At 59.9% G+C, this 252-nt stretch carries 1 pseudogene; it reads right to left on the reverse strand.

The window, feature by feature from the left end:
• A pseudogene (locus tag AAE027_RS39555) lies at nucleotides 1–252 on the reverse strand (IS5/IS1182 family transposase); the annotation flags it as partial.

Below are 252 nucleotides of genomic sequence, written 5' to 3' on the forward strand. Positions count from 1 at the left end.
TGGACGGCGTACATTGGCTCTTGATCGCGCAGCCTTGGCATGCCGCCGTCGACCAATAACGGCGCAGCGTCATTCCATGCTCGATGTTGGTGTAGTGATAGGGCAGCAGCTGGCCGGATGGGCAGCGGTAGACATCCTCATCAGGCAGATAGGCGAAGTCCTGTTTGCCGAACCGGCCCTCCGCCTTGGCGTTCGACGTCATGGGCTTGGGCAAGGTGACTGCAACGCCAGCCTCTTCGCAGGCTAATATCT

The organism is Bradyrhizobium sp. DN3 (genome assembly GCF_041357655.1).
Lineage (GTDB): Bacteria > Pseudomonadota > Alphaproteobacteria > Rhizobiales > Xanthobacteraceae > Bradyrhizobium.